Origin of the sequence: Rhizobium sp. YJ-22, from assembly GCF_029601685.1 — a bacterium.
GTDB lineage: Bacteria > Pseudomonadota > Alphaproteobacteria > Rhizobiales > Rhizobiaceae > Metarhizobium.
In genome coordinates this window covers 285,923-299,740 of the sequence record NZ_JARRIR010000004.1, presented here as the reverse complement: position 1 = coordinate 299,740, position 13,818 = coordinate 285,923, and the positions used below count along the sequence as shown (strand labels likewise).

The window sequence follows — 13,818 nt, the reverse complement described above, 5'->3', positions numbered from 1 at the left end:
GATCCAAATAATCAGAAGATAGCCTGCAACGCAAAATGCCATGCCGAAGATAAAGCCAAGGCTAAATCCTGGGCCGCCCCAAGCCGACAGGCCAAGCAGCCCCTCTTTCACTCCATAAAGGATGAGAGCAGTCACAGCGATGCATGCGATTTGAACGACCCGGATCATGCCCGGCACAATCTCACAACCCAGAAGGAATGGAAAGATGCGAGCTTCTCCTCGTCCTGCCGGCGTGCGTCGCCGGATCGTCGAATTCGTCGCCCGGCTGCTGCATGTGCAGGTCAAGTTCGACGCCTGCTGGTGTGACGTGAAATATGCGGATCACCTCGCAAGCGCGGCCGCGCCGAACTTCATTCTGCAGGTCCAGCAGCAGCCGGCGCCGATATTCTCCAACGGCAATGTCGAGAGCGCGTTTGCCAATATGGGCATCGCACAGATTGCCTCGGCGAAGCACAACGCGTTTGTCAACGATTTGCTGATCGGCATGAACACGCCACGTCCTATCCAGTCTGGTGGAACCGGGCGCCCTGATCCCGAAGCAGCATGAACTCATCACGAAAGGAATAGAAAATGCGCTTTTCAGAGAGCAGCGGTACGTTTGTCGTAGAGCCTGAGACCAGTGACGAGGAAAGGAACCTTCGCGCATTCCTCGCCACCTCTTCTGGGGAAAGCTCTACAGGTGAGCATCAAGCCATTCATTCACCACGTTCGGACCTCTTCCCCAATATGGACTCGACAGGGTGAGGACGTAGAGGTTGTCCCCTGTTGCTTACAAAATTCGGAGGAGCCTCAAGTCGCCCTTGTAATGAACGCTTTAGGATGCCAGCCAAGCCTTGAATGCTTTCCGATCTTCGCGAGTGATCTCCAATGGGTCTTCAGAAGAATGCTGTCGAAGAACGGCAATTTCGTCCTTGAGTTTGGCGGTCACGCCGGCGGTTTCTTCAGCAATGATCACGCCGAGCCAGTTCTTGTCATCAAATCGCTCAAGCAGGCGCCAAACAGCTTTGGTCTCCGCGTCCTTTTCCATCGCTTCTTTGCAAACGGACATTGACGGCCCGCCAACTGTAAAACTTACAAGTTGAAACTTGTTTTCCATTGGTCTTCTCCAGCATCGAAAGAAATCACCACCCGCCAGGCCGCGAATAGGCGCTGCGTTTGCCGCATCGGCGACCGCGCGCATCGACATCTGACGGGAATTGGCAATTGCCGCGATAGCCGGATGACCGATACCCGCTGTATGGCGACGCACAGCCGGCGAGCGCCATTATCGATGTGAAACACAATGAGACGACAATTTTTCTAAACATGAGGGTGCTCCTTATCGGGCCACCTTTTCCAAAGAGCGCACGCAAGTCGAGTGAAATCCGTGGCGCTAGTTAATCGATAGTTGTGAAAGGAACGGAAAAATGGACACCTATCAGCCAAACGCTGACATCGAGTTCACTGTACCCGCCCGACCGCCGAAAACTCTAGGGCTTCTCCTAGCGCGTCTCGAAGTGGGGTCAGGTCATCTGACGGTATTCCGAGTTTCTGGTGAACGCCGGGAGCAATTTCTAGGGAAAGCACGGCCCCATGAGGGGTTGCCACCACGTCAATCTTTGACAGTGAGAGAAGAGGAAGTTCTGGTATGGGCTTGAGGAAGCTCGCCCCGACCAGAAGTGTGTTGATCAGATCGGCGACCAGCGTTCGGTCGAATTGAAGTTCATGCACCGCGCCGCTTTTGTCGGCGATGGAAAGTGTGATTGAGCCGCCGTCCCCCGCTGCCCTTGACGACTTGATCGTCTGCAAGCCCTGAACCTTCATCGTTTCATCCTCCTCGCTTAGAGGGAGGATCATCCAAAAATTTCCCGCAAGAGTCGAGTCATGCAGGCGCCCTCACAAGGCGCCTTTTTCTATGGAGTGTTGAATGCCCAGAACAGACGGTATCTACGCCGTGCCATCCGGCACGAAAGGTGTCACGCTGCAGGCGATCCAGTCGGGAAAGTACAATGGCTTTCTCGACGACATCACGAACGACCTGAACGCCGCGCGTCCTGTCGGGGCTGGCGGGACGGGGGCGACGACGCCCGACGGCGCGGCTGAAGCACTCGGCCTGATCTCCGCGAAAGACATAGCAGGTGTGAATACGGTCGGCGGGACGGCAAACGCCATCACCATCGTCACCTCGCGCGGTTATGACGCCTACGCTGCGACGCTCTATCTGGGCTTCCGAGCGGCGAGTGATGTTGCAGCCGGAGGCGCGACAATCGATCTCGACGGGAACGGGGCAAAGCCGCTCTACAAGACCGTCGCGGCCGGCCTGGTCGATGTGAATGCCGGCGATATCCTCGCGACCGGCTATTACTGGATCACCTACGATCCTGCGGCCAATGCCGGGGGCGGGGCGTTTATCTTGCTCAATCCGGGCAATGCGTCGTCTGCCTATCAGGTCGGGGATTTCCTCGACAGTGCGCGCACGCTGAGCACGGACTGGCTACGTCGAAACGGCGGTATCTACAATATCGCGGATTATCCTGAGCTTGCCGCTTTGCTTCCTGCATTGCCAGATGGTGTTGAATGGGTAGCGAAAACCTCTGGCGTGTCCGTTGAGCTAAACGAAATCTGCTATGGCGAAGGTCTGTTCGTTGCAGTTGGTGCTACCGGCACGATCATAACCTCGCCGGATCGCACAAACTGGACCGTGCGATCAAGTGGCACATCTCTCAATTTGACTGGCGTCGCCTACGGGAACGGCATTTTTGTAGCAGTTGGGTTCGACCCTAACAACGGTCAGGTTGTCGCGTGCGTGTCTCCCGATGGCGTTACGTGGAGCGCTAGCAACATCACCGCTTCAGGATATTCAGCATTTTCGATTGCTTTCGGGAATGGGGTTTTCGTTGTGGTCGGGGGTTCGCAGCTCAATCAGATTTCCGGCTTCACATCACCGAACGGAACCTCATGGACGCAACGCACGCTGCCAAGCGATACAGGGACGATCAGAGATGTCACATACACCGGTAGTCTTTTTATCGCCGTCCGGGCGTTTGGCGCCAGCGGCATCTACACATCGCCTGACGGAACGACATGGACAGCAAGAACATCGCCCGGCTCCGGCACGATTTATGGGGTAGCCAACGGCGCTAGTCTTTCCATCGCAGTGGGCGCCGGCGGGCTAATTATTTCGTCTCCAGACGGCGTCGCTTGGACGAGCCGGACGAGTGGGACTTCCCAGCAACTGAACTCGGCGTCTTACAGCCCCTCGGCAAAATGGCTTGTTGTTGGCAATACCGGGACTGCCTTGATATCCTCTGCTGGTACGTCTTGGGCGCTCTCCGCAACGGGCGTTGGCACAAACCTCAACGACGTTGTCTACGACGAAAGCAATGACTTTGCATACGTCACTGTAGGCGCGACTGGAACGGTCCTGACCGGGCTTAGGACATCTCCCACGCAATTTAAAGTCCCAGATGACGACCCCACCTACGGCTGGATCAAGGCCGTCTCGTAAGAGGATATTCCCATGGCATTTACTGGTCTTCATATCGCGTGTGGTTCTTATGTGAGCGACACGACGAACACTTTTACCCGTCAGCCAATCTTCGGGGAGGTCGTTTGGTCGGAAACGCTCACCTCGACTGGCGTGACCACAAGCGGCGCATCAAGCGAAAAGCCGGTCATTCGGTTCAAGTCTGACGCCGACTGGTGGGTGGCAATTGGTCTCGATCCCAATCCGGCTCAAGACCCTCGCATTCTGATCCAGGCAGGGGTGATCGAGGATATCGGCTGCAAGCCGGGTGAGTTCATTGCGGGGATGCCTGCATGACCGGCCCGGCGCTTGCAACCGGCGTCTTCCCGAAGGCCGGCGGGGACGGAGGCGGCTCGGGGAATGTGACCGGACCAGATGCCGCCGCCGATGGCAATTTTGCCGCGTTCGATGGCGCGGACGGGAAGAAGATACGGGACGGCGGCTTTTCAGCGTCGTCCTTCGCAACGGCTGCGCAAGGGCTATTGGCATCGACGGCTCTCCAGCCTGGCGCGCAAATCCCTTGGGCCGACGTTACCGGGAAGCCGGACTTCGGCTCGGCTGCGTTGGAGGACGCTGCAGACTTCGCCGCCGCCGTCCACACCCACACCGCATCTCAGATTTCCGACGCATCGGCTAATGGCCAATCGATCCTGACCGCCGCCGATTATTCGGCGATGCGCACGCTGCTGTCTCTGGTGAAGGGAACATCCGCCGGCAACATCCCGGTGCTGGACGACGCTGGCAAGCTCGACACGTCGATCCTGCCAGCGATTGCCATTACCGAACCATTCGTCGTCCCAAGCCAGGCGGCAATGCTCGCCCTGTCGGCGCAGATGGGCGATGTTGCGATCCGCACTGATCTCAACAAGACGTTCATCCTGGCAACGAACAATCCCGGCACGCTGGCGGATTGGAAGGAAATGCTGACGCCGACAGACTTGGTCCTGTCAGTGGCGGGGCTGACTGGAGCGATCAGCGCGAGCGCGCTCAAGACGGCTCTGGCCATCACAGCAGCGGACATTACCAACGCCTCTGCGAACGGGCGGTCTCTCATTACGGCGGCAGATTATGCAGTCATGCGGACGCTGCTGGGCCTTGTTATCGGAACCAATGTTCAAGCGCAGAACGCCAAGCTTTCAAACATTGCAGCCCTCTCTCCCGCGACCGGAGACACGATTGTCTGGAATGGGTCAGCCTATATTTCGCAAGCAGGAGGCGGGAGCGTGATCAAGTCCATGCAGTCTGGGTTCGTTAGCTCAACAACACTTTCCACCGGCACAGGAGAGGACGCTGTCTATCTTGACGTCACGGTTTCCTCTGTAGACCCCAGCAAGTGTTTTATCGATTTCGATGGCAGCTTCGGGAACAATGCTGCTGCTGCGCAGGCGCAGTTCGGCACATCGGGCAGCGGATGCATTGCGACGTTACGAATGACGAGCGCAACAAATCTTAGAATTAGCGGGAAATCTGCTGCGGGCTCCGCAATGACGGCACTGTCTGGGCGCTGGACAATCACGGAGTTCAACGCATGACCTATCGATACGCCCAACTTAGTTCTGGCTCGGTCTGTGTGGCTATTTCCGATCTTTCGGGTGAGGTCGATGCTCCGAATATGGTTCTGCTGGCCGACGAGGCGCCGGAAACCGTCATCGGTCATCGCTACGAAAACGGCCAGTGGATCGAAGTCCCGCAAGAGCCGCAGCCGGCGCAGATCGAAGACATTTCCGACCGCCAGTTTTTCCAGGCATTGGCTTATCGCGGCGAGATCACCGAGGCCGAAGCTCTCGACGCGGTTGGTCCCGGCATCATCCCGCCGGCCATGGACGCGCTAATTGACCAGCTCCCGCAGGAGCAGCGCTTTCCGGCGCGTATGCTGATCCGTGGCGCGACCCGATATGAGCGCCAGCACCCTATCGCTGACCTGATCCGTGGCCTTTACGGCTGGACCAGCGAACAGGCTGACGACTTCTGGCGCTTCGCCGCCACGCTCTAGAAACAGGGCCGCCACGCTAAAAAGCGTAGGGGTAGGCGGCCCCGGCCGTTGGCTTTGGCACAATTAACGGAGAGTGTGTTGAAAGCAAGGGCGTGACCGATCTTGTACGATCACGCCAATGGCCGACATCAATTGCCTTCCGGCGTTACCAGACGAACAGCGAACCTGTGGTACTCACTGCGGCCATGATGAAAATCAGGATGTCACTGACTGCAGCGACCGCAATAGCCGATTTCAAAATGTGCGAGCGGCGCGTTTGAGCGCCTGTCCAATCATACGTCATGCTGAATATTCAGCCTATGAAGCTTGCGTGAGGCTGATGTTCGCATCCATAAAAAAAGCGGGGGCAGGCCTTTGGGGGACCAAAAGCCTGCTCCCGCACCGCGTGGGGAACCGATCCAACCATCGCGACACTAAGGCGATAAAGGCTGTCTATTTTCGAGGCAATACCAAAATTTAAGGCAAAAATTGATCGTCAAGCTGTGCCAGTCTTTCAGCCCATCGCTTTGACGACAATCCAGACCGGGAAACCTGCGGTGACTACGGCCGCGACCGCCGCAAAGCCAACCTTCATCAAGTAAGAGCGTCGTGCTCGTTCGCAGTCCCACTCGTAAGCCATCATGCTTTCCTTTTTTGAGTCGGATCATCCGACAGCGGCAAGCTGAATGTTTCACCGCGCCTTGTCGACTGTGAGAAATAACCCGTTAGGACAAATACATGGCCCCGACCCTGCATCGGCGTTCGATGCAAATTTCATTCCCGTAAAAAAAGAAGGCCCGGCATCTCAGTACCGGGCGAGTCGGGGAACACACAGGGACGCCAAATGGAGTGGCGCCCGTTCAACTCGCAGCGAAGCTGAAAGTTCCCCGAACGCTTCTACTAATTTCATAAGGAAACGACACCATGACGACCGTGCAAGATTTGCAGCGGCGCTTGATCGCGCTCGGCTATGACGTCGGTGCTGCCGACGGCATCCGCGGCCGGCGCACCATTGCCGCCATCAAGGCATTCCAGACCGCCAGTCATCTCCAGGTGGACGGCATCGCCGGGCCGAAGACCCTCCGGGCGCTGTTCGGCGGAGCGCTTCAGTCACCGGCCGACAGCCCCGATGCAACGCCATGGCTCGATATCGCGGAGAGGAAGAAGGGCCTGCACGAAAAGCGCGACAACGCGGCGCTGAGAGCGTTTCTCAAGTCGGACGGCGGAACGGTCGGCGATCCGGCTCAGGTGGCCTGGTGCGGCGATTTCGTGGAAACCTGCATTGCTCTGGCCCTGCCGGACGAAGCCCTTCCGAACAATCCCTATGGCGCAGTCAACTGGCTGGCGTTCGGCAAGCCCGTGACGCCGCGCAAGGGCGCCGTCCTCGTCTTCTGGCGCGGATCGCCGGCATCGTGGACCGGTCATGTCGGCTTTTATGTCGGCGAGGACACCACGCACTATCACGTCCTCGGGGGCAATCAGGCTGACAGCATCAACGTCTCGCGGATCGCCAAGACCCGCCTGAGGCCGAACGGCTCCCGCTGGCCTCTGACCGCGATCGATATCGGCGAGCATACCGTCGTCAGCGATGGCGCCGGCCTGAAAGAAACCACCGACGAAGCCTGACAGGCGCCCCCTCAAACATCGGAGACCACCATGCGCACCCTGCCTCTCATCGCGGCGGCATGCCTTCTGCTGCCGTCCTGCACCACGACCGGCGACCCGTCATTCCAGAAGAACCTGGCCACCGCCTGCCAGGCTCTCGATACCGGTCACCTCGCTTTCGCGGCACTGGCCCTGTCCGGCTCGGTCAAGCAATCCACCATCGACAAGGAAGCCGCAGCCTATGCCGGCGTGCGCGTCATCTGCGCCGACCCGTCCAACGTCACCGCGGCCAACGCTCTCGTCCTCGTGGCGACGGCATACGCGACCGTCGCAATCGCCCTCAAGGAGGCAAAGACCCATGCTTAACGCCAACGCATTTCACAACGTCCTGAACCTGATCGGGCTCATTGTCGGCGCGCTGATCGCTTTCGACTGGACCACGCTCGGGCTCGACCCAGCCACGGCCGCCACGGTTGCCGGCGGCTTCCTGCTTGCGGACAAGATCATCAAGCTCGCCCTGAACATCACACGCGACGGGCTGACCGGCCTGTTCAAGGTCCAACCGCCCGTCGAGCGATGACGGCACGGCGATGCGCATAAGGCAAGGTTGGGCGGATGGCGGAAAGCGAAGAGACGCAAATCGTGCGCGTCCTCGGCAGGCTCGAACAGGGCATGCTGGACGTGAAGGAAAATCTGGGACAAATCCGGGAAGACTTCCGGGATGAGAAAGCGGCCGCTCGGGAAAGCCGGGCGGTCATCCACCGCCGTCTTGACGAGCAAGCGGCCCAAATCGCCCACCTTGACGAAACGGTCTCGATCCATGGCCAGATCGACGGGCAGATACGTGACCGGCTCATTGCGCTGGAGGAGACCGTGAAGAAGAACCAGGATGAAGCCTCTCCGATTATCGAGGACATGAAGCGCATGAAGACCATCGGAGCCGGCATTGCGGGAGCAATTGCGTTCGCCGGTCTGACGGTCGGGGGCATGTTGGCGTGGTTCGGGGAGACTGCAGTGCAGGCGGTGCGGCACTGGCTGAGGATACCGTAGAAGGTCTCAGTACAAGAAAATCCCCTGCTGCCGGGGTGGTGCAGCAGGGGTGGGGGATGTCGGCGCAGTGGAAGCACCGACGTGTTGAAACTATCGGAATGCGCCCGGCGCTTCAATCAGTTTAGACATGTTGATTCTTTCGACGGGAAAGTAGGATGAAACGCCTACTCGCCGGTCAATCGTTGGGCACGATGCCTTTCTCGTCGCACTTGCTTCGAATGCTCTGTGCAATTTCGTCTCGGCTCGCGACGTTGCCGAACTTTAAGGCGACCTCCAGAGACGTCTTCCCAACGCTGACAACGCGAACGCCATCGGAGTTGGGCGAGACGCCGTTCAGGCGATGCTCAATCTCAGCCATCAATTGTTTCTTGCTCATCGACGATCCTATTCCAAGTCCGGTATCTCGCCAGCCTGAAACAGCACGACCGGCGGTCCATATTCACCGATAGCCGGGTCAGCCTCACGGCTCCAGGCGACGACGCCTGCATATTTTTCGGCCATCATCCGGGCCTCGCGCTTCGCTCGCTCCTCCGAATCAACCTGACGCGGATCGAAGGCTGGCACCAAATCCCCCTCATCATTTTTATTGAATGCAGCCAGCACGATTAGTTTGCCCTTGGTGCTCATGAAAACCTCCGAAAAAGGTGAGGGAACCGTGGCGAGTTACATAAGCGAATCAATGGGGGCTGAAAGGGGGTAGGTGAGGGATTTTTCGATAGGCCCAAAACGACAAAAGCCCCGCTGTTGCAGGGCCTTGAAACGCAAATTATGGAAGGTGTTTGGTGGGCGATGAGAGACTCGAACTCCCGACATCCTCGGTGTAAACGAGGCGCTCTACCAACTGAGCTAATCGCCCGCCTGCGGTTCGGAGCATGTCCGCCGCGTCGGTGGCCGTGATGTATTCGGATCATTCGCAAACCGCAAGAGGCTTTTTGAAAGTTTTGCGTTTTTTTTTGGAAAGGCGGCCCCATGGAGAAGAGAAGTGGGCAAGCTGTGGAAATCCCGAGGCTTTCATCCACAGTGGCCGGCGAACCGATATGCGTGGCGCGCCAAGAAGGGCGCTTCGCCCCCGCGTTCGAGGGGCGGCGTCCAAGAAAATTTCCGATGTCATGGAATTGTCTTCGAAGCCGCTTGACACCTCCGGCCGAACCCCTTAGGAAGCCGCTCATCGGACGGCAACGTCGCCCGGTCGGGGAAATGCTTCCCTGTTTGGAAGGATGCGGGTGTAGCTCAGTCGGTTAGAGTGCCGGCCTGTCACGCCGGAGGTCGCGGGTTCGAGCCCCGTCACTCGCGCCATTTCTTCTTTGCATGGCTGGATTGCGACAGAGTGTCGCCTCTCTCGGGTCGGGACTTCCGCGGGGCGTGCATAGTGCCCTGCAAGACTGTGACATTCAAGGCTTTTCCGCTTGCTTTTGCCGATTCGCGATGCTTTCCTCGGCTGCGGTTTTCGCGGGGTCAGAAAGTCCCGCGCGGCCTGTCGAATTCATGGTCCATGACTTGCATGAAGGCGCGGGCTGCGCTAACCACGGCTCGTTGCAACGCTCTTTCGGCTTGCTGGCTGATCGCCACGGATGTCGCCCGGCATTCGCGACAAGCATGGATGACTATGATGACCGAACTTCTCAGTTCCTATCTCCCGATTGCGATTTTCATCGGTATCGCGCTGGTGATCGGGCTGGCGCTGCTGATCGCGCCTTTCGCCGTCGCCTACAAGGCGCCCGACTCGGAAAAGCTTTCCGCCTATGAGTGCGGCTTCAATGCCTTTGACGACGCGCGCATGAAATTCGACATCCGCTTCTACCTGGTGTCGATCCTGTTCATCATCTTCGACCTCGAAGTGGCGTTCCTGTTTCCCTGGGCCGTTTCCTTCGGCGATCTCGGCTGGTTCGGCTTCTGGTCCATGATGGTTTTCCTCTTCGTGCTCACCATCGGCTTTATCTACGAATGGAAGAAAGGAGCGCTGGAATGGGAGTGATCCAACAAGGGAACACGCTCGTCGCGCCGCAGCCGAAGGGCATTCTCGACCCCAATACCGGCAAGCCGATCGGCGCCAACGATCCGTTCTTCGGCGAGATCAACAACGAGCTCGCCGACAAGGGTTTTCTCGTCACCTCCACCGACGAGCTGATCACCTGGGCGCGCACCGGCTCGCTGATGTGGATGACCTTCGGTCTCGCCTGCTGCGCGGTCGAGATGATGCAGGTCTCCATGCCGCGTTACGACGTCGAGCGCTTTGGCTTCGCGCCGCGCGCTTCGCCGCGCCAGTCGGACGTGATGATCGTCGCCGGCACCTTGACCAACAAGATGGCCCCGGCGCTGCGCAAGGTCTATGACCAGATGCCCGAGCCGCGTTATGTCATCTCCATGGGCTCCTGCGCCAATGGCGGTGGCTATTACCACTATTCCTATTCGGTCGTGCGTGGCTGCGACCGCATCGTTCCCATCGATATCTACGTTCCCGGCTGTCCCCCCACGGCGGAAGCGCTGCTTTACGGCGTGCTCCTGCTGCAGAAGAAGATTCGCCGGACGGGTACGATCGAGCGGTAAGCGTTAGAGGACGACGACAATGAGCGAAGCCTTGAACGAGCTTGCTACCTACCTCGCGGAGACCCGCGGCGCGCTGATCGCGGGTTCAGAGATCCGTTACGGCGAACTGACGCTGACGGCGACCGGCGAGAACCTGATCCCGCTTCTGACCTTCCTGCGTGACGATGCCCGCTGCGGCTTCGTCAACATGGTCGATATCTGTGGCGTCGACTGGCCGCAGCGCGCTGAGCGTTTCGATGTGGTTTATCACCTGCTGTCACCGAAACAGAACCTGCGCATCCGCATCAAGGTGGCGACTTCGGAAGACGAGCCGGTGCCCTCGGCGACATCGGTCTATCCGGGCGCCGACTGGTTCGAGCGCGAAGCCTGGGACATGTACGGCATCCTGTTCACCGGCCATCCGGATCTGCGCCGCATCCTCACGGATTACGGTTTCGAGGGCCATCCGCTGCGCAAGGACTTTCCGACGACCGGTTTCGTTGAGGTTCGCTACGACGACGCCCAGAAGCGCGTGGTCTATGAGCCTGTCGAGCTGAAGCAGGAATTCCGCAACTTCGACTTCCTCAGCCCCTGGGAAGGCACGGACTACGTGCTGCCGGGTGACGAGAAGGCGAAGGCCTGATCCCGGCGCCGGTGGCCTCGCGGTCGCCGGCGGAATGCCGATTGTACATGGCGCCCGTTCGGCGTAACAGGTGCCGCCAAGGTTGTGAATGAGGACAATCGAGATGACGACGTTTCACTGTCCGGACTTCCATAGCGACTCAAACATGCGAGCATGGCGATGACCGAACACAATGTCCGCAATTTCAATATCAATTTCGGACCGCAGCATCCGGCTGCGCACGGCGTTTTGCGTCTCGTGCTGGAGCTGGACGGCGAAATCGTCGAGCGCGTCGATCCGCATATCGGCCTCTTGCATCGCGGAACCGAAAAGCTGATCGAAACCAAGACCTATCTGCAGGCGCTGCCCTATTTCGACCGTCTCGACTATGTCGCGCCGATGAACCAGGAACATGCCTATTCGCTGGCGGTGGAAAAGCTCCTCGGCCTCGAAATTCCGATTCGCGGTCAGCTGATCCGCGTTCTCTATTCGGAAATCGGCCGTATCCTGTCGCATCTGCTGAACGTCACCACGCAGGCGATGGACGTCGGTGCGTTGACGCCGCCGCTCTGGGGCTTCGAAGAGCGCGAGAAGTTGATGGTGTTCTATGAGCGCGCCTCCGGCTCGCGCATGCACGCCGCCTTCGTGCGTCCCGGCGGCGTCCATCAGGATTTGCCGGCGGAACTGGTGGAAGACATCGGCAAGTGGATCGATCCCTTCCTGAAGACCGTCGACGATATCGACGAACTGCTGACCGACAACCGCATCTTCAAGCAGCGCAACGTCGATATCGGCGTTGTGTCGCTGGAAGATGCCTGGGCCTGGGGTTTCTCGGGCGTCATGGTGCGCGGTTCGGGCGCTGCCTGGGATCTGCGCCGCTCGCAGCCCTATGAATGCTATTCCGAGCTCGATTTCGACATTCCGATCGGCAAGAACGGCGACTGCTACGACCGTTACCTGATCCGCATGATCGAAATGCGCGAATCGGCCAAGATCATGCGCCAGTGCGTCAATCGTCTGCTCGGCGATGCCCGCACCGGTCCGGTCTCGTCGCTGGACGGCAAGGTCGTGCCGCCGAAGCGTGGCCAGATGAAGCGTTCGATGGAAGCGCTGATCCACCACTTCAAGCTCTACACCGAAGGCTATCACGTGCCGGCCGGTGAGGTTTACGCGGCTGTCGAGGCGCCGAAGGGCGAATTCGGCGTCTTCCTCGTCTCCGACGGTTCCAACAAGCCGTATCGCTGCAAGATCCGCGCCCCCGGCTATGCGCATCTGCAGGCCATGGACTTCATGTGCCGTGGCCATCAGCTCGCCGACGTCTCGGCGGTGCTGGGTTCGCTGGATATCGTGTTCGGCGAGGTGGACCGCTGATGCGCCTGGCGCTCGCCCTGACCGCCGCCCTTCTTGCCGCCGGCTCTGCCGCTGCCCAGACGCAGCCGCAGGCAGACGGCTCGGGCAGCTCGGCGGGCGATGTCGCCAGCATGGCGCAGCTTCTGGCTGCCGGTTATGAAATTCGCGCTGCCGTTCCCAACGGCAGCAAGATCATCGTGTTTATGCAGAAAGACCAGTCGGCCTATGCCTGCGAATTCGCCTCCCTGACGAAGACGCGGTGTGGAACCATAAACTGAGATAGGCGTGAGGAAGAATGTCCGTTCGTCGACTTGCCGAAGAGAACGTCCAACCCGCAAGTTTTGCTTTCAATGAGCAGAACGCGATCTGGGCAGAAGCCACTATCCGGAAATATCCGGAGGGGCGGCAGCAATCCGCCGTCATCCCGTTGCTGATGCGGGCGCAGGAGCAGGACGGCTGGGTGACGCGCGCCTGTATCGAGTCGGTGGCGCGCATGCTCGACATGCCCTATATCCGCGTTCTCGAAGTGGCGACATTCTACACGCAGTTCCAGCTGAAGCCGGTCGGGACGCGTGCCCATATCCAGGTCTGCGGCACGACGCCCTGCATGCTGCGCGGCTCGGAAGAGCTGATGGACGTCTGCAAGCGCAAGATCCACAAGGATCCCTTCCATCTCAATGAGGGCGGCACGCTCTCCTGGGAAGAGGTGGAATGTCAGGGCGCCTGCGTCAACGCGCCGATGGTCATCATCTTCAAGGATGCCTATGAAGACCTGACGCCCGAGCGTCTGGAACAGATCATCGACGAGTTCGAGGCAGGCCGCGGCGCCGAGGTCAAGACCGGCCCGCAGATCGACCGCTGGTTCTCCGCCCCCGCCGGCGGCCCGACGACGCTGCTCGGAGACGAGGCGAGCGTGGGCGGCACTGCGTCGGGAAACGCTGAAGGCGAGGGCGCCAGTGTGCCCCCGTCGAACGCCGCGCGCGCCAAGACGGCAGCCGACGAAACCAATCCGACCTTGAAGACGCCGGCAACGGCGCCAGCCGCTGCGGAAGCGAATGCGAAGGCAGCGGCGGGCACGGCCGAAGGCGAAAAGCCAGCGCCGGAAAGCGGCAAGTCATGATCGATTTTCAAAGCGCACCCGACTGCCTTATGCTAACGAACGAACAGCTGACGCTGGCAAACTTGTGG

At 59.4% G+C, this 13,818-nt stretch carries 19 protein-coding genes and 2 tRNA genes; 16 read left to right on the top strand and 5 right to left on the bottom strand.

Annotated features, from left to right (window positions below; all coding sequences use genetic code 11):
* Window positions 1-205 precede the first annotated feature (205 nt).
* Window positions 206-547, top strand: a complete 342-nt coding sequence (locus tag P7F60_RS12005; RefSeq protein WP_277917957.1) for a hypothetical protein — start codon at window positions 206-208, stop codon at window positions 545-547.
* Between the two features lie 267 nt (window positions 548-814).
* On the opposite strand, the gene P7F60_RS12000 is transcribed toward P7F60_RS12005, so the two are convergent.
* Together P7F60_RS12000 and P7F60_RS11995 are read right to left on the bottom strand one after the other, a co-directional pair.
* The gene (locus P7F60_RS12000) at window positions 815-1,096 is read right to left on the bottom strand and encodes a hypothetical protein (RefSeq protein ID WP_277917956.1); all 282 of its coding nucleotides are present in this window, start codon (window positions 1,094-1,096) and stop codon (window positions 815-817) included.
* A 344-nt stretch (window positions 1,097-1,440) separates the two neighbouring features.
* Window positions 1,441-1,836, bottom strand: coding sequence for a hypothetical protein (locus P7F60_RS11995; RefSeq protein ID WP_277917955.1), 396 nt, complete (start codon window positions 1,834-1,836; stop codon window positions 1,441-1,443).
* 70 nt (window positions 1,837-1,906) lie between these two features.
* Between P7F60_RS11995 and P7F60_RS11990 the strand changes: the two genes are divergently transcribed.
* The 8 genes from P7F60_RS11990 to P7F60_RS11955 all read left to right on the top strand — a co-directional run bounded on the left by P7F60_RS11990 (window position 1,907) and on the right by P7F60_RS11955 (window position 8,132).
* Entirely contained in the window at window positions 1,907-3,487 is a 1,581-nt protein-coding gene (locus tag P7F60_RS11990) for a hypothetical protein (RefSeq protein ID WP_277917954.1), read from the top strand.
* A gap of 12 nt (window positions 3,488-3,499) precedes the next feature.
* The gene (locus P7F60_RS11985; protein WP_277917953.1) at window positions 3,500-3,802 is read left to right on the top strand and encodes a hypothetical protein; all 303 of its coding nucleotides are present in this window, start codon (window positions 3,500-3,502) and stop codon (window positions 3,800-3,802) included.
* On the top strand, window positions 3,799-5,037 hold the full coding sequence (locus P7F60_RS11980) for a hypothetical protein (protein WP_277917952.1): 1,239 nt from the start codon (window positions 3,799-3,801) through the stop codon (window positions 5,035-5,037). Before P7F60_RS11985 ends, P7F60_RS11980 begins: the two co-directional genes overlap by 4 nt.
* Window positions 5,034-5,498 carry a hypothetical protein gene (locus tag P7F60_RS11975; protein ID WP_277917951.1) on the top strand — a complete coding sequence of 155 codons (465 nt, stop codon included), beginning with the start codon at window positions 5,034-5,036 and terminating at the stop codon, window positions 5,496-5,498. Before P7F60_RS11980 ends, P7F60_RS11975 begins: the two co-directional genes overlap by 4 nt.
* Before the next feature lie 903 nt (window positions 5,499-6,401).
* Window positions 6,402-7,103, top strand: coding sequence for a peptidoglycan-binding protein (locus P7F60_RS11970; RefSeq protein ID WP_277917950.1), 702 nt, complete (start codon window positions 6,402-6,404; stop codon window positions 7,101-7,103).
* A gap of 30 nt (window positions 7,104-7,133) precedes the next feature.
* Window positions 7,134-7,448 carry a cell wall anchor protein gene (locus P7F60_RS11965; protein ID WP_277917949.1) on the top strand — a complete coding sequence of 105 codons (315 nt, stop codon included), beginning with the start codon at window positions 7,134-7,136 and terminating at the stop codon, window positions 7,446-7,448.
* A complete protein-coding gene (locus P7F60_RS11960; RefSeq protein WP_277917948.1) occupies window positions 7,441-7,662 on the top strand; it encodes a hypothetical protein in 222 nt (73 codons plus the stop codon). The genes P7F60_RS11965 and P7F60_RS11960 overlap by 8 nt, the downstream gene beginning before the upstream one ends.
* Before the next feature lie 35 nt (window positions 7,663-7,697).
* A complete protein-coding gene (locus P7F60_RS11955; protein WP_277917947.1) occupies window positions 7,698-8,132 on the top strand; it encodes a DUF1515 domain-containing protein in 435 nt (144 codons plus the stop codon).
* A gap of 175 nt (window positions 8,133-8,307) precedes the next feature.
* Here P7F60_RS11955 and P7F60_RS11950 read toward each other — a convergent pair whose 3' ends face one another.
* From P7F60_RS11950 to P7F60_RS11940, 3 genes are all read right to left on the bottom strand, one after another.
* Entirely contained in the window at window positions 8,308-8,508 is a 201-nt protein-coding gene (locus tag P7F60_RS11950) for a hypothetical protein (protein ID WP_277917946.1), read from the bottom strand.
* A gap of 8 nt (window positions 8,509-8,516) precedes the next feature.
* Window positions 8,517-8,759 (bottom strand): hypothetical protein, encoded by a 243-nt coding sequence (locus tag P7F60_RS11945; protein ID WP_277917945.1) that lies wholly within the window; start codon window positions 8,757-8,759, stop codon window positions 8,517-8,519.
* A 153-nt stretch (window positions 8,760-8,912) separates the two neighbouring features.
* Window positions 8,913-8,988, bottom strand: a tRNA-Val gene (locus P7F60_RS11940).
* A 363-nt stretch (window positions 8,989-9,351) separates the two neighbouring features.
* Between P7F60_RS11940 and P7F60_RS11935 the strand changes: the two genes are divergently transcribed.
* The 7 genes from P7F60_RS11935 (at window position 9,352) to nuoE (ending at window position 13,750) form a co-directional block, all read left to right on the top strand.
* Window positions 9,352-9,428 (top strand) — tRNA-Asp (locus P7F60_RS11935).
* A 313-nt stretch (window positions 9,429-9,741) separates the two neighbouring features.
* Complete coding sequence (locus P7F60_RS11930; protein ID WP_277917944.1) at window positions 9,742-10,107, top strand: NADH-quinone oxidoreductase subunit A; 366 nt, start codon at window positions 9,742-9,744, stop codon at window positions 10,105-10,107.
* On the top strand, window positions 10,098-10,679 hold the full coding sequence (locus tag P7F60_RS11925; protein ID WP_277917943.1) for an NADH-quinone oxidoreductase subunit B: 582 nt from the start codon (window positions 10,098-10,100) through the stop codon (window positions 10,677-10,679). Before P7F60_RS11930 ends, P7F60_RS11925 begins: the two co-directional genes overlap by 10 nt.
* 19 nt (window positions 10,680-10,698) lie before the next feature.
* Window positions 10,699-11,301 (top strand): NADH-quinone oxidoreductase subunit C, encoded by a 603-nt coding sequence (locus P7F60_RS11920; protein WP_277917942.1) that lies wholly within the window; start codon window positions 10,699-10,701, stop codon window positions 11,299-11,301.
* Window positions 11,302-11,460: 159 nt separating this feature from the next.
* Window positions 11,461-12,651: an NADH-quinone oxidoreductase subunit D gene (locus tag P7F60_RS11915; protein ID WP_277917941.1), complete on the top strand. Its 1,191-nt coding sequence runs from the start codon at window positions 11,461-11,463 to the stop codon at window positions 12,649-12,651.
* A complete protein-coding gene (locus P7F60_RS11910; RefSeq protein WP_277917940.1) occupies window positions 12,651-12,908 on the top strand; it encodes a hypothetical protein in 258 nt (85 codons plus the stop codon). The genes P7F60_RS11915 and P7F60_RS11910 overlap by 1 nt, the downstream gene beginning before the upstream one ends.
* A 17-nt stretch (window positions 12,909-12,925) precedes the next feature.
* Complete coding sequence (gene nuoE / locus P7F60_RS11905) at window positions 12,926-13,750, top strand: NADH-quinone oxidoreductase subunit NuoE (protein ID WP_277917939.1); 825 nt, start codon at window positions 12,926-12,928, stop codon at window positions 13,748-13,750.
* Window positions 13,751-13,818 lie beyond the last annotated feature (68 nt).

What these genes read in the sequence shown, in the direction of transcription:
- P7F60_RS12005 (WP_277917957.1), top strand. Translation starts at nt 206, where the DNA reads ATGCGAGCTTCTCCTCGTCCTGCCGGCGTGCGTCGCCGGATCGTCGAA.
- P7F60_RS12000 (WP_277917956.1), bottom strand. Translation starts at nt 1,096, where the DNA reads ATGGAAAACAAGTTTCAACTTGTAAGTTTTACAGTTGGCGGGCCGTCA.
- P7F60_RS11995 (WP_277917955.1), bottom strand. Translation starts at nt 1,836, where the DNA reads ATGATCCTCCCTCTAAGCGAGGAGGATGAAACGATGAAGGTTCAGGGC.
- P7F60_RS11990 (WP_277917954.1), top strand. Translation starts at nt 1,907, where the DNA reads ATGCCCAGAACAGACGGTATCTACGCCGTGCCATCCGGCACGAAAGGT.
- P7F60_RS11985 (WP_277917953.1), top strand. Translation starts at nt 3,500, where the DNA reads ATGGCATTTACTGGTCTTCATATCGCGTGTGGTTCTTATGTGAGCGAC.
- P7F60_RS11980 (WP_277917952.1), top strand. Translation starts at nt 3,799, where the DNA reads ATGACCGGCCCGGCGCTTGCAACCGGCGTCTTCCCGAAGGCCGGCGGG.
- P7F60_RS11975 (WP_277917951.1), top strand. Translation starts at nt 5,034, where the DNA reads ATGACCTATCGATACGCCCAACTTAGTTCTGGCTCGGTCTGTGTGGCT.
- P7F60_RS11970 (WP_277917950.1), top strand. Translation starts at nt 6,402, where the DNA reads ATGACGACCGTGCAAGATTTGCAGCGGCGCTTGATCGCGCTCGGCTAT.
- P7F60_RS11965 (WP_277917949.1), top strand. Translation starts at nt 7,134, where the DNA reads ATGCGCACCCTGCCTCTCATCGCGGCGGCATGCCTTCTGCTGCCGTCC.
- P7F60_RS11960 (WP_277917948.1), top strand. Translation starts at nt 7,441, where the DNA reads ATGCTTAACGCCAACGCATTTCACAACGTCCTGAACCTGATCGGGCTC.
- P7F60_RS11955 (WP_277917947.1), top strand. Translation starts at nt 7,698, where the DNA reads ATGGCGGAAAGCGAAGAGACGCAAATCGTGCGCGTCCTCGGCAGGCTC.
- P7F60_RS11950 (WP_277917946.1), bottom strand. Translation starts at nt 8,508, where the DNA reads ATGAGCAAGAAACAATTGATGGCTGAGATTGAGCATCGCCTGAACGGC.
- P7F60_RS11945 (WP_277917945.1), bottom strand. Translation starts at nt 8,759, where the DNA reads ATGAGCACCAAGGGCAAACTAATCGTGCTGGCTGCATTCAATAAAAAT.
- P7F60_RS11930 (WP_277917944.1), top strand. Translation starts at nt 9,742, where the DNA reads ATGACCGAACTTCTCAGTTCCTATCTCCCGATTGCGATTTTCATCGGT.
- P7F60_RS11925 (WP_277917943.1), top strand. Translation starts at nt 10,098, where the DNA reads ATGGGAGTGATCCAACAAGGGAACACGCTCGTCGCGCCGCAGCCGAAG.
- P7F60_RS11920 (WP_277917942.1), top strand. Translation starts at nt 10,699, where the DNA reads ATGAGCGAAGCCTTGAACGAGCTTGCTACCTACCTCGCGGAGACCCGC.
- P7F60_RS11915 (WP_277917941.1), top strand. Translation starts at nt 11,461, where the DNA reads ATGACCGAACACAATGTCCGCAATTTCAATATCAATTTCGGACCGCAG.
- P7F60_RS11910 (WP_277917940.1), top strand. Translation starts at nt 12,651, where the DNA reads ATGCGCCTGGCGCTCGCCCTGACCGCCGCCCTTCTTGCCGCCGGCTCT.
- nuoE (WP_277917939.1), top strand. Translation starts at nt 12,926, where the DNA reads ATGTCCGTTCGTCGACTTGCCGAAGAGAACGTCCAACCCGCAAGTTTT.